This window comes from Flagellimonas taeanensis (assembly GCF_003584105.1).
GTDB lineage: Bacteria > Bacteroidota > Bacteroidia > Flavobacteriales > Flavobacteriaceae > Flagellimonas > Flagellimonas taeanensis.
On the sequence record NZ_QXFO01000018.1, the window covers coordinates 114,210 to 127,949 of the forward strand.

The following is a 13,740-nucleotide window of genomic DNA, read 5'->3' on the forward strand; positions in this document are numbered from 1 at the left end:
AGATTTTTGTGTTAGTTCCAAGGGTGCTCAATTTTATCCGGCGAGTGTGGTATACTAGGTCCGGCGTTTCCACTTATTTGTAAATTGTTTGAACCTCTAAATTTAAACTTGGTACTAGTCCATTGTTATTCTTAAATAAAAAGTTGGCCTCAAAATTGAAACCAACTATCGATTACGTTCTTTATTTCATATTTTGCGCTTTCTAGGATTGTATCCAATTGTTCCCTATTTTGGTCCACCCCGAAGGCAGAGATCTGTTCAGAAGCTATTCCAATGAAATCGAAGTTCTGTTTTAGAGTAGAAGTTGCATATTCCCTAATGCCATCCGAGGACTTATAATCGAACCCACTTACCACAATCGACAAAGCCTTTTTATCGGTACACAAACCTTTAAATCCGGTTTCAGGGCTAAAGGAAAAGGTCTTATCGCTCACGACAATGGCATCTATCCATGCCTTTACTGTTGCGGGCATGGTAAAGTTGTAGATCGGAAACGCCAATACAATGTTATCGGAATCCAGGACTTCTGCAATAAGTTTATGATGATTGGATAGGATTGAAAGTTCAGTATCCGTAAAATCCCTTCTTCCCATATTCCATTCCATGATCAGATTCAGGTTATCCGTCAGCAAGAGATCGGGTGGGTTTTTCGCCAGATCCAAAAAATTGATTTTAGTTTTCGCCTTGGCCCGTTCCAAAAATTCATCAACCAGGATTTTTGTGTAAGAGCCGTTTCTAGGAGTGTAACCAAGTACCAGTGTTTGTGTCATGACTATCGTCTTTTGAGCAAATATAAATCTAGGGTATTAATAATTTTAATTATTTTTATTTGCTGATTAATAACTGTAGTTATGATTAATCTAGAGTGGTTGAGAACATTCAGTGCTATATATGAATGCAATAGCATTACCGAAGCTTCAAAAAAATTACATATGACACAACCGGGGGTCAGCAAACATTTGACCGCACTGGAAGGCCATATTGGCAAAAAGCTTTTTGAAAGAACCACTCGAAAATTGGCCCCTACGGAATATGGGAAATTTTTATATGCCCAAATCAACAACCCGCTGCAACAATTGGAAAAGGTGGAATACTATTCCGGTCAGCGCGCAAAGAAGTTGCGCTCCGCAATCACCATAGGCTGCACCACGGACTTTTTCAATACAGAATTAATCGATAAAATCTATTCCTTTGAAATGTACATCGTTACATGCTTTGGAAGTGAAAAGGAACTTATTGAGGCTCTTGACACAGATAAAATTCAGTTGTTGGTCGGCATTAAAAAGCATGGAGTCTATGAGCACCAATTTAAATATCTAAAGAGTGAAACACTTGAATTGATTAGTTCCACTGACATTGCTATACCGGCTACAATTAAAAGGAATACAAAAGAATGCATCGGATGGTTACAAAGGCAAACATGGTTTACCTATGACAATGACCAAGCCGACCTTAAGAAATTCTGGGAAATTAATTTTGGTACAAATCCTAAAGTCATCCCAAGGTATATTTTACCCTCTTATAAAGCCATCATAGAAGTTTTAAAAAATAATTCGGGATGTAGTATTGTGCCCAAACACCTCTGTACCGAAGAATTGAAAGATAATTTGATTCAGGTCCCGATTGTGTTGGATAAAACTGTGGAACAAGAACTGTTTTACTCCTATAAACTAAAAAACAGGAACTTGCAGGAAATCGATCAGTTCGTCAATGAAATGAAAAACCATACGAAACCCGAGAATGATTGATCATCCCTAATTGTGTACATTATTGCAAACCCCCACTATTTTCTATTCGCTACGTATTTGCTAATTTGTTCACTTTAACAGTGCTCCCGAGGTTTTATAAATTGATTCAACCATATGAACATGACCTCGCAAAAAACGGTAAAATGAGCGATTTGAGAACATTTTTTAATTCCATTACCCCCATTTCCAAGGAAAGTTGGAACAAATTGGAATCATTGTTTATCCAGAAAGAGTTAAAAAAGGGAGACAATTTTATTGACGACGGACAGGTAGCAAAAGAAATCGGTTTTTTGGAAAGTGGTATACTTCGAGGGTTCTACAGAAACGATGAAGCTATTGAATACAACAAACATTTTTTTATCGGCCCTTGCTTTATTGGTGGCTACGCTTCCCTTATAACGGGTAGGCCTAACCAAATTGTACAGCAGGCACTCACCGATTGTAAAATACAGGTAGCAAAATTTACGGAAATACAGAAACTGTACGATACCTGTCCAGATATTGAACGGGCCGCAAGAATATTGGCAGAACAGTTTTTTGTGCAGAAAGAACAACGGGAAATTGAAATTGTCCTTTTGGATGCCGACAAGCGTTATCAAATCTTCCAAAACAATTTTCCCCAATTAGAGCAACAGATTCCGCAGTACCACATCGCCTCTTATTTGGGAATCACACCCACACAATTAAGCCGCATCAGAAAAAAACGTACAGGTAAGTAGCATTTATCAACCTATGTAAATGGAATTATTATTTCCGCATTGCAATTTTGAACACTGAAAATATTGCAGGATGAGGATACTAACTATAATTCTATTGGCGGCCTTGACCCTTACCGGAAATGCCCGCACAAAAAATGCCATGGAACAAAAACCCTACACCATTTTGGTGCTGATGAGCGCCACACCCAGTTGGCTTTCATTGACCAGAGATCAGCGGAGCAGTTTTGTTGAAAAGGACCTGTTGCCGATTGTTCAAAGAGTTGGCGAAACGGTGAACGTACGTTTTTTTGACAGCGAATATTTTCATTCCTCCGTCTCGGATTTTATGCTGATAAGCACCACAAACTTGGACGAATACAAACTGTTGATCGAATTACTACGGGACACCAAAGTTTATAGTGCTCCCTATTTTGAGATCAAGGACATTATTGTGGGGCAGGAAAACCTGTTCGAAGATTTCAACGTCAAATTAAAATAAGGAACAAAATGATAGCGACAGGAAATACCATTTTAATCACGGGCGGGTCTTCAGGGATAGGCTTTGCTTTGGCAAAGCGATTTTTGGACCTCGATAATAAGGTAATAATCACCGGACGTAACAAAGAAAAGTTACAACGGATAAAAGCGCTTTACCCAACTATTGAATGCTTTTCGGGTGACCTAGCAAACAAGAATTCTTTGGATGAGCTGGTGTTTTTCATTGAACAAAACCATTCTGACCTCAATGTTTTGGTAAACAACGCAGCGGTCCAGTACAACTATCAATTTAGCGAAGAACAAGATTTGACGTACAAGGTGGATTACGAAATTTCCATCAATCTTATGGCACCGATAAAACTTACGGCTTTGATGCTGCCCTTATTGCTGAGAAACAAAAACAGCGCGGTCATCAATGTGGGTAGTGGTCTTTTTATTGCGCCTAAGAAATCGGCACCGGTCTATTGCGCGACAAAATCGGCCATCCATAGTTTCAGTAAGACCTTACGGTATCAATTGGAAGAAACCAATATCAAGGTCTTTGAAATCGTTCCTGCATTGATCGATACACCCATGACCGAAGGGCGGGGGAAATCGAAACTGACACCAGAACAACTGGTGGATGAATTTATGTGCAACTTTAAGGCCGACAAGTTCGAAAGCTATATAGGCAAAACCAAATTGCTGAAACTGATCAACAGACTTTCCCCAAAACTCTCGGACGGAATAATGAAAAACGGATTGTAAAATTTAAAACAGATACCTATGAAACCATTACTTGTATTGCTTGCCGTATTTGCAGTTTTGCTTGTGACCTTTAAAATATTTCGTGGACACTACGAATTCGCTTTGTCGGGTAGAATTGCAATGTCTGTAATGCTCCTATTTACAGCTCTTGGCCACTTTGTATTTACCAAAGGCATGATCATGATGTTGCCCAGCTTTGTACCCTACAAAACTGAAGTGGTCCATCTAACGGGTATTCTGGAAATTGCGGGGGCCATTGGACTTTTTCTTCCTAATTTCAGGGTAATTACCGGGTGGATATTGATGGCTTTTTTCTTGCTGATTCTTCCGGCCAACATATATGCTGCCTTCAATCATATTGACTACCAAAATGGAACTTTTGAAGGAAACGGACCATCTTACTTGTGGTTCAGAATACCGCTTCAAATTCTTTTTATGGTTTGGACCTATTTGTCCGCCATTAAAGTTTATTGAATTGTGAGAACCAATCATTATGTGAATGAAGCTTATCAGTTAGAGCTAAGAAATCGGGACTCTTTGTTCAGTGCATATCCTGAACCAAAAGAGGAATTAAGCAAAAGTGGATTAAAATAACAATAAAACGATGAAAACATTTAGGGAAAGTTATTTCGAAGACAGGTTGAAAGACGAGGCAACCGTAATAGTACCCAATGGGGGAGAACGCTATGAAATGGGTAACATACGTGTTTCGTTCAAGGTTACCAGCGAAATGTCCAATGACCAACTGGGTGTTTATGAAATCGCCTTACCTCCAAAAACGGTTGGTGCAAAATTGCACTATCACCGTTTTATGGACGAAACTTTTATAATCAATGAAGGTACGGTAACCTTGGAAATAGGAAACAAAAAGCATTATGCAAAACCTGGAACGGTTAGCTATGTTCCCAGGTTTACACCGCATGGTTTTAGGAACGATACCGAAGAAACCGCAAAATTGACTTTGGTTTTCAATCCGGCACAAAGACGAGAAGGTTTTTTTAAGGGATTATTTGAAACATTAAGTGAAGTACCTGTAAAATCAAGTAACTTTTTAAAATTGTATAACAAATACGATAGTTTTCCTGTAGATACCTCCAACATGATTCCTATTGAAGAAAATAATGTAATATGAAAAGAACATTAATTAGTTCAGGTTCCGATTTTGAGAAAAGAATAGGCTATTCAAGGGCGTTGGTAGCCGGAAATTGGATATTTGTTTCAGGTACCACCGGTTTTGATTACAAGACCATGACCGTTGAAGATAACGTCGTGCTACAGACCGAGCAATGTATGTTGAATATTGACGAGGCCTTAAAAGAAGCTGGTTCAAAAATGGATGATGTAGTTAGGGTAACCTATATTCTGCCCAAAGTTTCGGACTTTGAAAAATGCTGGCCGGTACTCCAAAAATATTTAGGGAAGGTAAGACCTGCGACAACCATGATCCCTGCAAATTTGGCAGACCCTCGAATGAAAATTGAAATTCAAATGACTGCATTGAAAGAATAATTTTTCATGTAGTGATTTATGGCATTGATAAAAAAAGGATAATGGTCCCAAAATATTTTGAATATTAAAGACCCAGTTACGATGGAGGTTGTTTTTCGCAAATGGGTACGGCAATGATAGGGTAGTAGTGTAGTAACCATCTTTTTTTTGCCCTTCTTGTATGGAAATGCTGGACATGCTATGTCTCCTTCGCCGAATAAAATTGAGCATCCTCCAACACGACACCAAAATCTGAATTTCAATTCACTCAACGCAGGAAGCCCAACGAGAATGGGTCCATTGGTCCGTAGATGGGATATGTCTAATTGAAACTGGAACGGAATGCAGTGGGTGATTGGTCCGTTTTTGACTTGAACAACTTACTGAAGCTTTGTGGATGCTCAAAGCCAAGTTCATAAGCGATCTCACTGACCGATAAGCTACTGGTGGACAATTTCTCCTTGGCCTTGTCAATAAGTTTTTTATGGATATGCTGTTGTGTGGATTGCCCAGTAATCCCCTTTAAAAGCCCACTGAGATATTTAGGGGAAACATGCAGCCATCCCGCCACTTGCTCCACAGTTGGGATACCCTCCAGTTGATAGGTGTCATCGGAAAAGTAGGCGTTCAACAATTTTTCCAATCGTTCCACCATCCTATGATTGGTGATCCTTCGGGTGATGAACTGCCTATTGTAATACCGTTGGGAATAGGATAGCAGCAGGTCCAATTGTGCAATGATAATGCTATGGCTGAAATGGTCCATGTTCGCATGGTATTCCTGTGTGATGCCCTTTAAGATTCCGATGATGGAGCCTTCCTCTTTTTGGGAGAGAAAAAGGGCCTCATTGGCACTGTAATCAAAATATTCATAATGTTTTATGCCACTGGCCAGATGGGTGTTCCATAGAAAATCGGGATGGACCATCAATAACCACCCCTTGGGCCTTTCATCCATTGCCGAACGGATTCCAAAAACCTGTCCTGGTGCCATGAAGAGCATGACCCCTTCGTTAAAATCGTATTCCTGTTGTCCGTATGTTAACCGGGCCCCGGGATGTCGCTTTAGGGCAATGGTGAAGTAACTGGATACCATGCGATCGGGTTCATCCGTCCTTAATTGGATATTGTCAAAATTGATGACACTGATCAAGGGGTGTTCAGGGGCCGGTAAGCCCCTGAATTGATGATATGCGCTTATGCTCTGAAATTCATGGGGTGCCTTTTTCTCCATACTACCAATTTAATGGTTATTTTGGTAAGCGACTGTGAATTCCTTGACAAAATCGGTAAGCCGGACCTTCCCTGGTTCAGGCCTGTGCTGTTCGAAATGCTCGGTCAAAAGACCGGATTCCATGGCAGCGTACATCTCCGTGAGTCCCTCTGCGATTGCGGGGTTCATCCCTATGGATTTCAGGGCGTCCACAACGAGGTTATCTGAAATGACCTGCCATGAGAGCTCAGGCACCCCAATGGCCCTACCCAAAATTGCCGCTGTCTCTTGTCCATTGAGTTCCTCACTGACCACATATCGAAATGAGGGGGCAGAACCGGAACGCACAAGCTCCTCTCCAACGGTCTCCGCTATATCCCTTGGGGATACCCATGGGATGGCCTTGGTTCCATAGTTCGTAAAGATGGCCTTGTCCGTTTTTATCATTTCCATATATCCGTAGAGATTGTAATAAAAGGCAGTAGGGCGCACATGGGTCAGGGTAATATCGGGTACAAGGGTATTCAATGTCTGCTCCACCTGATTGGCTCCCTTTAAAATACCGTTCCCCTTTTCCAAATGCCCTCCAATGGTACTTAGGTTGACTACCCGTTTGGCCTTCGATGTCAATAGGGCCAATGCATAATTTTTGCCCAAACGGGCATAATAGGAAATAAGGTCCAGATTTGGGTCAAAATAGTTGTTGGGTGGGACCATGGTGAAAACCGCGTCCGCCCCATGGAAACTATCTGTCAAAAAGCCGGCATCTTCAAGATTGCCAATACGTGCCGATGCTCCCATTTTTTGAATAGCGGCCCCTCTTAAGGGGTTACTACTGATCACGGTGACCTCATGCCCTCCTTCGATCAATTTTTTCGTCAGGGGTTTTCCAATATGGCCCAATGATCCTGTTAGGGTAATTTTCATGATTTCGTTTTTAAGGATTAACAGGTTCAAAATTGCGCATACTTCCTGTGCCCCGGCTAACCGTAATTCAGGTTCTTGTAGTCAAATGGCAGGTTCTGGTGCCTTGTGAAGCATATTGATGGATATCCAACCTTGCCCACCCTCAGGCCTATTTTTCAATGCTTGCCCAATGCGCGTTTCTCCTTGGCCGGGGCCCAACCGAAAAATCAAGGTCTTCTATCTTCATTGTACCCAGTTCTGTCCATTTTACAAAGGTTTTTGGGTATCCCTAAGGTCCAACTGTGCCCGGATGATCTAAAATTTTATATATATGGAACCTGATTTTTCCTTTTTGCCATAATCCCATAATTTATTTGGCTCCTATGTGGGCATTGTCCTTTTGGCTACAATTAGGGACGATTCGACTACATCGTTGCCTTGATTTATGACCACATTTGTACAGCACAAGTTTAGTTGTGTGATAGGTTTGTTTTTTACCCTTAAGACGGGAATGCCCCTTCGGTCACAAATGACTTTTTTGGTTGTTCAAAGTTGATTGATGTTAACCGCGGACCGAAGGGCTTTCTCCTCAGGGTTGGACCATGTATAGGACATCCACCGGTCTGTTGATAGCCTTGGGAACATTTTTGTAATGTCGCTTTGCGACCTTTTGACTTCAAGAAAGTGTGTTTTGGCTACATCACTCAGGAATGCTTTGCTAATTTTTGAACCTGTGGACCAAGTAACGAAATATGCATGTTCGACTTTCGTTCCGAGTGTAATTTTTCAATAGTAATCAGTTATCATATTTCGATGAACAACAACCATCCCAGACCAAATTTGACAAGATCCATAGCTGTTTCCATAGGGGAGGATACTTCCCAAATAGCCAAAATAAGCGCACAAACCCTTCGCTGGTCAGGGATACTATTGATCGCATCCGTATGGCTCAGTGCAGCACTTTTTGGCCTGTATATCCTGGCCTTTTATGCCTCTCCCCTTTACCGTGGTGAAATGATGGATTGGAACCGGATGTTGCCCAACCTTTATCGAGAAAACGCTGTGGCGGCAACAACGGGGATAGGGGCACACTTCCTTGCAGGAGGGGTCATATTGCTTTTGGGAAGTATCCAATTGGTGGATTGGATCCGAATCAAATACCCTTCCGTCCATCGGGGGATTGGAAAACTTTATTTGGTGTCCAGCTTGGTTGCCTCGATCGGAGGCCTTGTTTTTATATCGATACGGGGCACCGTTGGAGGGTTGACGATGGACATTGGGTTTTCCATTTATGGCGTTCTGATGTTTTTGGCCACGGTATTGACCTATCGCTATGCGGTAAAAGGACAATTTGAACGGCATTCCGCATGGGCACTGCGTTTGTATGCCCTGGCCATAGGGTCATGGCTGTACCGAATGGATTATGGGTTTTGGACTTTGTTGACGGGTGGTTTGGGACGCGCAGGCAATTTTAGCGGACCCTTCGACCAGATCATGGACTTTTTCTTCTACGTGCCCAATTTAATGATAGGCGAAGTTTTTATCAGGGTCAAAACATTCAAGGCCGCCCCATTTCTGAAGTTCGCCGCCTCATTGATGCTATTGGTGGCTACCGGATTTGTATTGTTGGGCACTTTCTTTATGACCCGATTCTCGTGGGGCCCCGCCATCATTGGATGGTTTCAAATGGATTTTTAGGAATGGTGAACCGTCCCTTATTATATAAATGATTTGAATGGCAAGCTATTGATATGACATTCCTTTTTAACTACAACCCTGCGACTTTCGACTACATTTTACGGTCAACTTCAAGGGAACTTTGTCCAAACAAAATTTAAATATCTATGAAATCTATTTTGGACAATAAACATCTTTTGACAGGGGCGTTCCTTTTTTTGGCCCATGTGGCCGTGTTTGCCCAATCAACGGGAAGCTTTCAGGGCAAGATCATTGAGCAGGTCACCAAACAGCCCGTAATGGGAGCCAGTGTGGCCATTGACAATACAGAACTTGGTGCCATTACCGATGATAATGGTGTTTTTAAGGTCGATGATATTCCCGTGGGCACCTATGCCGTGACCATTTCCTATATCGGGTTCCAGACCAAGAAGATCAGTGAAATGACCATTACGGCCAATAAGACCTATTACTCGGAATATGAGCTTTTGGAGGAGGTTTCCGAGTTGGACGGGGTAACGGTGAGCGTTTACAAAGGGGAGACCAATCCGCAGGTACCGGTATCCGCCTTTTCCTATTCCAGAGAGGAGATTTTTAGGAATCCCGGTGCACAAGGGGACATTATGAGGGCCTTATCAAGTCTGCCCGGAGTGGTCAGCAGTGGCTCCCAATTCTCTGCCATCGCAGCAAGGGGACAAGGGACCCGGGACAATGTCTATATGGTGGATGACATCCCCATGTTCAACCTTTCCCACTTGGAGGCCGAGGGTTTCAATTCAGGGTTCAATGACCCCAATGGTGGCCGGTTCAGCATTTTTGCCCCACGTATCATCGACAATGTCCAGTTCCAGAATGGTGGGTTCGGGGCAACCTATGGACGGAGGTCCTCATCCTTCCTCAGTCTCGGGGTCAAGGAGGGCAACAGGGCATCCTGGTCCGTTAGCGGACAGTTCGATCTGTTGGGGGCGACCCTGATCGCCGATGGGCCGATATCCGAGAAGACAAGTGTTTTCGTTTCCGCCAGGTACCAAAACTTTGGAATGCTGATCGACCTGTTGGACGAACAGCAGGCCTCCATATCATTTGGCGATTACCTGGTGAAGACCACCACACAGCTCAATGAAAAAAATAAACTTTCGGTCATTGCCATGATCAATCCCGAATCGGCCAGTAGGACCATTGATGACCTGGAACCGGGTATGGAGATCAATGAGGACAATAGTGGCCGTACCGTGCTGTGGGACCATGAAAGAAGCCAAGCCGTAGTGGGACTCAATCTGAGGACCTTGCTGAATTCCAGTAGTTACCTCACCAATGTACTGTATTACCGCTCCTCAAGTGTGGACAACAATTTCGGGAGGTTCAACCCGTCCCTTGATGACGAAGGGGTCATAGTGGACCCATTGGCAGGGGGCTATGAGGAACGTATCCGGACCATCCTCAATGACCAACAGGAGGTGGGTTATCGTTCCATCTATACCAAAAATTTTGATAAGCTAACCCTGACAGCGGGAGTCGATGCCGCCATGGTCGATCTGGACTATGAAAGACGATTGAGCCGTATGGATACCCTTTATACGTTCCGGACAAGGGACATCAGTGACAACCCATCGCAACTGTACGAAGTGTTGGATCCCTCCCTGTTCAACTCAAGGTTCGATGATAACGCCTTCAATGGTTCAGGTTACATCAATGCCTCTTGGAAAGTGTCCAATCGGTTTACCTTGAACCCAGGCGTCCGGTACGATTATACCGGATTTACCGAGCAGCATACCCTTTCTCCCAGATTGAGCGGAAGCTTCGCTTTAAGCGAAAAGCACAGTCTTAATTTTGCAACGGGGCTCTATTATCAGGATGCGGCCTATCCGGATGTGGCAGGGCAATCCGATGGGAACCTCCTCAAAAATGAACGTTCCTTCCAGTCCATTCTTGGTTATAAGATCCAAATTTCCAGTGACCTGAAATTCATTGCGGAAGGTTGGTACAAGGAATTTGACGACCTAATCGTGCAGCCCAACCGGGCCCAGAGCTTTTTGACCAATGACGGAACGGGCCATGCCTATGGGGCCGACATCAGTCTGACCAAAAGGCTATCGAAGAATTATTATGGACAGATCAGTTATTCCTATATGGAGAGCGTCAGGGACGACAATGATGGTCTGGGGGAGTATGACTATATCTTCAGTGTGCCCCATACCTTCAGTTTTCTGGGAAGCTATAAGCCCAACGACAAGTGGATTTTCTCAGGGAAGTTCCGCTACAGCACGGGTAGGCCGACCGATGAATATATCATCCATGAAGATGTGTTCAATGACCCCGAAATGCTACGATATAGCCAAGAAATCACCGCGATCAATGGGGACCGGCTAGCGGATTTCATCAGTTTGGACCTGAGGGTGGATTACAACGTCCTACGTAGTTGGGGTACTTTTTCCGCCTTTGTGGATTTGGTGAACATCACCAACAGGTTCAATGTGAACATGGAGACCTTCATTCCAGAGACAGGGGTGATCTCCAATATTGGCCTCGGGGTGTTCCCCACCTTTGGGATCAGGGTTGAACTATAAAAAGGAAGCATTGAAACATAGCAAAAAATGGAATTAAAGAATAGCACCATATTGATTACGGGCGGTACAAGTGGTATCGGGCTTGAATTCGTAAGACAGCTTACCTATTTGGACGCCAAGATCATTGTGACCGGTCGAAATCTCCACACGTTGGAGGAAACCAAGAAAAGGTTTCCAAAAGCACATATCATCCAAAGCGATGTCAGTGAACCTGAATCCATCGAAAGGCTTTATGCCGAGGTGGTCCAACAGTTTCCCGAGTTGAATATCATGATCAACAATGCCGGGCTAATGCGTCAGATCGATCTTCAGGACAATGCCATGGATCTCTTGAGCATCAATCAAGAAATTGCAACGAATCTGACGGGGACCATTCAGATGACCCATAAGTTCTTGCCCCGCTTAAGGACCAAGACCTCGGCGGCAATCATCAATGTCACTTCCAGTATTGCTTATCTACCGTATAGCATTGCCCCCATCTATAGTGCTTCAAAAGCGGGTGCCCATGCTTATACCAAGGTGTTGCGTTTGCAACTGGAAGATTCCAATATCAAAGTGTTCGAGATACTGCCACCAGGGGTGAGGACCAATCTCCAAAACCATTGGGAATTGCCACCCCCGGAGGGAAGGATGATGGATGTCGAGAAAATGGTCAGGGATGCGATCGATGGGATTTTGAGGGATAGACCGGAAATCACACCGGGCCTGGCCAAGACCGTAAAGGTCCTGGGAAGGATCTTGCCGAACACCCTGATCAAATATGGGCATGGTGAGTTTAAAAAGTTGAAACAGTTAAGGGTTACGGGTTGATATGGCGGATCGTATGAAAATCGTTTTAACAGGTTCCTTGGGCCATATCGGAAAACCATTGGCCTTGTCCTTGATCGAAAAGGGACATCAAGTGACCATCATAAGCAGTAGACCGGAACGGCAATTGGCCATTGAGGCCTTGAACCCACCATGGGATGGGAAACAAGTAAGGGCCGCCATTGGAAAATTGCAAGATGTCGGCTTTTTGACAGAAACGTTCAGGGGAGCCGATGTGGTTTACCTCATGGAAGCCATCAATGCGAATACCGGGGCCTATTTCAACCATGCCATGGATATCGATGCGGAACATTTTAAGCTGGCCGATAGCTTTGCCCATGCCATTAAAAATTCCGGGGTGTCCAAAGTCATCCACCTCAGTACGATAGGAGCGCATACCGGTTATGGGGTCGGGTTGCTCAATGCGCACTATTATGTGGAAGAAACCTTGAGGGCACTCCCGGATGATATCCATATCAAGTTTATGAGACCGGTGGGTTTCTATTATAACATGTTCTCCTACATACCCAGTATACGGGAAGAAGGTACCATCTTTCAAAACTATGGCGGTGGAGAAAAAGAGCCTTGGGTCTCCCATTTGGACATTGCGGAGGTCATTTCCGAAGAAATGGAACTGCCCTTTATTGGAAGGACGGTTCGATACATAGCCAGTGATGAGGTTTCGCCCGATGAGGTGGCACATGTGCTGGGGTCCGCGATTGGAATGCCAGATCTCAAATGGACACAGGTGTCCGATGAGCAGTTTGTCTACGACCTTTTGTATTTGGGAATGAACCCCGATGTGGCCATGGGCCTGACCGAAATGAACGCCAGTAGGGTGAATGGGCTTCTATATGAAGATTATTATAAGAACAGACCGGAATTGGGAAAAGTGAAACTCACCGATTTCGCCAAAGAGTTTGCAAAAGTGTATTATCAAAAATCAGTTATATGAAAAATGTATTATTGGCAGCGATACTATTGGTATCCCTTAGCGCAATGGCCCAAAAATTGGAGGCCGACCATATCCTTGGTGTATGGCAAAGTGAAAACTATAAGATCGAGTTCTTTAAGGAGGGAGAAATATATTCTGCCAAGCTTTTGTGGTCCAAGGATATGTTCGAACCGGATGGGAAGACCCCCAAAAAAGATGTGCACAATCCAGATGAAAATTTACGGGACCGTCCCATAAAAGGGATAATCCATATTACCGGCTTGGCCTATGGGGATGGGGAGTACAAAAATGGCAAATTGTACAGTGTCCAGGACGGCAATACCTATAGTTTTAAGGGGGAACTACAAAGTGAAAATGAACTTGAAAGCAGGGCTTTTAAAGGAGTGACCCTGTTAGGTAGGACTATTCACTGGACCCGTGTCCCATAACCGAAAAA

At 43.7% G+C, this 13,740-nt stretch carries 15 protein-coding genes; 12 read left to right on the forward strand and 3 right to left on the reverse strand.

The features are described 5' to 3' along the window. Window positions 1–149: 149 nt before the first annotated feature. Entirely contained in the window at window positions 150–770 is a 621-nt protein-coding gene (locus tag D2V93_RS08550) for an NAD(P)H-dependent oxidoreductase (protein ID WP_119619169.1), read from the reverse strand. A gap of 81 nt (window positions 771–851) precedes the next feature. On the opposite strand from D2V93_RS08550, the gene D2V93_RS08555 reads away from it, so the two are divergent. The 7 genes from D2V93_RS08555 (at window position 852) to D2V93_RS08585 (ending at window position 5,200) form a co-directional block, all read left to right on the forward strand. Further along, a complete protein-coding gene (locus tag D2V93_RS08555) occupies window positions 852–1,748 on the forward strand; it encodes a LysR family transcriptional regulator (protein ID WP_119619170.1) in 897 nt (298 codons plus the stop codon). Between the two features lie 143 nt (window positions 1,749–1,891). After that, a complete protein-coding gene (locus tag D2V93_RS08560) occupies window positions 1,892–2,467 on the forward strand; it encodes a Crp/Fnr family transcriptional regulator (RefSeq protein WP_119619341.1) in 576 nt (191 codons plus the stop codon). Between the two features lie 70 nt (window positions 2,468–2,537). Then, the gene (locus tag D2V93_RS08565; RefSeq protein ID WP_119619171.1) at window positions 2,538–2,945 is read left to right on the forward strand and encodes a darcynin family protein; all 408 of its coding nucleotides are present in this window, start codon (window positions 2,538–2,540) and stop codon (window positions 2,943–2,945) included. A gap of 8 nt (window positions 2,946–2,953) precedes the next feature. Then, window positions 2,954–3,691 carry an SDR family oxidoreductase gene (locus D2V93_RS08570; protein WP_119619172.1) on the forward strand — a complete coding sequence of 246 codons (738 nt, stop codon included), beginning with the start codon at window positions 2,954–2,956 and terminating at the stop codon, window positions 3,689–3,691. 18 nt (window positions 3,692–3,709) lie between these two features. Then, a complete protein-coding gene (locus D2V93_RS08575) occupies window positions 3,710–4,165 on the forward strand; it encodes a DoxX family protein (protein WP_119619173.1) in 456 nt (151 codons plus the stop codon). A gap of 130 nt (window positions 4,166–4,295) precedes the next feature. Then, window positions 4,296–4,823, forward strand: coding sequence for a cupin domain-containing protein (locus D2V93_RS08580; protein WP_119619174.1), 528 nt, complete (start codon window positions 4,296–4,298; stop codon window positions 4,821–4,823). After that, window positions 4,820–5,200 carry a RidA family protein gene (locus D2V93_RS08585; protein ID WP_119619175.1) on the forward strand — a complete coding sequence of 127 codons (381 nt, stop codon included), beginning with the start codon at window positions 4,820–4,822 and terminating at the stop codon, window positions 5,198–5,200. Before D2V93_RS08580 ends, D2V93_RS08585 begins: the two co-directional genes overlap by 4 nt. A gap of 301 nt (window positions 5,201–5,501) precedes the next feature. Here D2V93_RS08585 and D2V93_RS08590 read toward each other — a convergent pair whose 3' ends face one another. Both D2V93_RS08590 and D2V93_RS08595 read right to left on the reverse strand, forming a co-directional pair. Further along, window positions 5,502–6,413 carry a helix-turn-helix domain-containing protein gene (locus tag D2V93_RS08590; protein ID WP_119619176.1) on the reverse strand — a complete coding sequence of 304 codons (912 nt, stop codon included), beginning with the start codon at window positions 6,411–6,413 and terminating at the stop codon, window positions 5,502–5,504. A gap of 9 nt (window positions 6,414–6,422) precedes the next feature. Then, window positions 6,423–7,319: an NAD(P)H-binding protein gene (locus tag D2V93_RS08595; RefSeq protein WP_119619177.1), complete on the reverse strand. Its 897-nt coding sequence runs from the start codon at window positions 7,317–7,319 to the stop codon at window positions 6,423–6,425. An 819-nt stretch (window positions 7,320–8,138) separates the two neighbouring features. Here D2V93_RS08595 and D2V93_RS08600 point away from each other — a divergent pair. From D2V93_RS08600 to D2V93_RS08620, 5 genes are all read left to right on the forward strand, one after another. Then, window positions 8,139–8,996 carry a DUF2306 domain-containing protein gene (locus tag D2V93_RS08600; RefSeq protein WP_220473632.1) on the forward strand — a complete coding sequence of 286 codons (858 nt, stop codon included), beginning with the start codon at window positions 8,139–8,141 and terminating at the stop codon, window positions 8,994–8,996. Between the two features lie 146 nt (window positions 8,997–9,142). Continuing rightward, complete coding sequence (locus tag D2V93_RS08605; protein WP_119619179.1) at window positions 9,143–11,542, forward strand: TonB-dependent receptor; 2,400 nt, start codon at window positions 9,143–9,145, stop codon at window positions 11,540–11,542. Between the two features lie 27 nt (window positions 11,543–11,569). Further along, entirely contained in the window at window positions 11,570–12,352 is a 783-nt protein-coding gene (locus D2V93_RS08610; RefSeq protein ID WP_119619180.1) for an SDR family oxidoreductase, read from the forward strand. A gap of 13 nt (window positions 12,353–12,365) precedes the next feature. Next, window positions 12,366–13,304 (forward strand): NmrA family NAD(P)-binding protein, encoded by a 939-nt coding sequence (locus D2V93_RS08615; RefSeq protein ID WP_119619342.1) that lies wholly within the window; start codon window positions 12,366–12,368, stop codon window positions 13,302–13,304. Further along, a complete protein-coding gene (locus tag D2V93_RS08620; protein WP_119619181.1) occupies window positions 13,301–13,732 on the forward strand; it encodes a DUF2147 domain-containing protein in 432 nt (143 codons plus the stop codon). The genes D2V93_RS08615 and D2V93_RS08620 overlap by 4 nt, the downstream gene beginning before the upstream one ends. The last annotated feature ends 8 nt before the right edge of the window (window positions 13,733–13,740 follow it).

Bases quoted from the DNA above. Each gene is read 5' to 3' on its own strand.
- D2V93_RS08595 (WP_119619177.1), bottom strand. From the start codon at position 7,319: ATGAAAATTACCCTAACAGGATCATTGGGCCATATTGGAAAACCCCTG.
- D2V93_RS08570 (WP_119619172.1), top strand. From the start codon at position 2,954: ATGATAGCGACAGGAAATACCATTTTAATCACGGGCGGGTCTTCAGGG.
- D2V93_RS08585 (WP_119619175.1), top strand. From the start codon at position 4,820: ATGAAAAGAACATTAATTAGTTCAGGTTCCGATTTTGAGAAAAGAATA.
- D2V93_RS08550 (WP_119619169.1), bottom strand. From the start codon at position 770: ATGACACAAACACTGGTACTTGGTTACACTCCTAGAAACGGCTCTTAC.
- D2V93_RS08565 (WP_119619171.1), top strand. From the start codon at position 2,538: ATGAGGATACTAACTATAATTCTATTGGCGGCCTTGACCCTTACCGGA.
- D2V93_RS08590 (WP_119619176.1), bottom strand. From the start codon at position 6,413: ATGGAGAAAAAGGCACCCCATGAATTTCAGAGCATAAGCGCATATCAT.
- D2V93_RS08560 (WP_119619341.1), top strand. From the start codon at position 1,892: ATGAGCGATTTGAGAACATTTTTTAATTCCATTACCCCCATTTCCAAG.
- D2V93_RS08555 (WP_119619170.1), top strand. From the start codon at position 852: ATGATTAATCTAGAGTGGTTGAGAACATTCAGTGCTATATATGAATGC.
- D2V93_RS08575 (WP_119619173.1), top strand. From the start codon at position 3,710: ATGAAACCATTACTTGTATTGCTTGCCGTATTTGCAGTTTTGCTTGTG.
- D2V93_RS08610 (WP_119619180.1), top strand. From the start codon at position 11,570: ATGGAATTAAAGAATAGCACCATATTGATTACGGGCGGTACAAGTGGT.
- D2V93_RS08580 (WP_119619174.1), top strand. From the start codon at position 4,296: ATGAAAACATTTAGGGAAAGTTATTTCGAAGACAGGTTGAAAGACGAG.
- D2V93_RS08615 (WP_119619342.1), top strand. From the start codon at position 12,366: ATGAAAATCGTTTTAACAGGTTCCTTGGGCCATATCGGAAAACCATTG.
- D2V93_RS08605 (WP_119619179.1), top strand. From the start codon at position 9,143: ATGAAATCTATTTTGGACAATAAACATCTTTTGACAGGGGCGTTCCTT.
- D2V93_RS08620 (WP_119619181.1), top strand. From the start codon at position 13,301: ATGAAAAATGTATTATTGGCAGCGATACTATTGGTATCCCTTAGCGCA.